At 74.0% G+C, this 1,079-nt stretch carries 1 protein-coding gene; it reads left to right on the forward strand.

Annotated elements, in window-relative coordinates; translation table 11 throughout:
* Nucleotides 1-78: 78 nt before the first annotated feature.
* A complete protein-coding gene (locus tag EV374_RS32275) occupies nucleotides 79-951 on the forward strand; it encodes a universal stress protein (RefSeq protein WP_132240948.1) in 873 nt (290 codons plus the stop codon).
* The last annotated feature ends 128 nt before the right edge of the window (nucleotides 952-1,079 follow it).

Here is a 1,079-nt window from a genome sequence, read left to right on the forward strand (position 1 = left end):
CGCGAACGAAAGGCCGGCACCAGCGGGCGCGAGGAGTCACCTGGTGAGCCCCGCAGCCGCGAACGAGAGGTGGACCCGATGAGCGGCAACGAGATCCTGGTCGGCTACGACGGCTCCGCCGACGCCGGCGCGGCGCTGGAATGGGCGCTGGAGGAGGCCGGCCGCAGCGGACGGCCGGTGCGGTTGGCGTACGTCTTCGAATGGCTCACCGTGGCCGGCTGGATCGGCCCCGGCATCGCGCCCGGCGTCTGGCCGGACGAGACGGCCCGGCGGCAGGTCGAGGAGCTGGTACGCAAGGCGGCGGCGGACGCGTCCGCCGCGCACCCGGAACTGACCGTCACGGGTGAGGTGTTCGACGGGCCGCCCGCGCTGGTGCTGCAGGAACGTTCGGCGCAGGCGGACCTGCTGGTGCTGGGCACCCGGGGGCACGGCGGCTTCGGCGGGCTGCTGGTGGGCTCCACCGCCGTCGCGGTCACCGCCCACGCGCACTGCCCCGTGGTGGTGATCCGCGGCGAGGCCGCTGCCGGTGGCCGGAGCGGGCACGTCCTGGTCGGTGTGGACGGCTCCGAGTGTTCGCTGCTCGCGCTGGGCTTCGCGTTCGAGCAGGCCGAAGCGCGACGGGTGCCCCTGCGCGTGGTGCGGGCCTGGCACGCGCCCGCCGGTCAGCGCCCGCCGGCGGGTCCCGAGGCGCGGGAGGCCTCAGCGGCCGACCGGGCCGAGCTGGACGAGCCGCTCGCCCGGTGGGGCGCGACGTTCCCCGACGTGGCCGTCACCGTGGAGGTGACGGAGGGCAGCGCCGCGTCCCTGCTGGTCGACGCCAGCCGCGACGCGCGTCTGGTGGTGGTGGGCACCAGGGGCCGGGGCGGCCTGAAGGGAATGCTGCTGGGCTCGGTCAGCCAGCAGCTCATCCAGCACGCGCACTGCCCGGTGGCGGTGGTCCGGGAACGCTGAGAGGTTAGGAAGGGCCCCCTGCTATCGCATTCTACTTGGGTTCTAGGGATCGTTGCAACGCCTGACCTGATCAGGGGTTGCAGTGTTCGAGATCCGTGGAGATCGCCGGCCGCAGGGAGCGAAGAAGC

Source organism: Micromonospora sp. CNZ303, assembly GCF_004345505.1.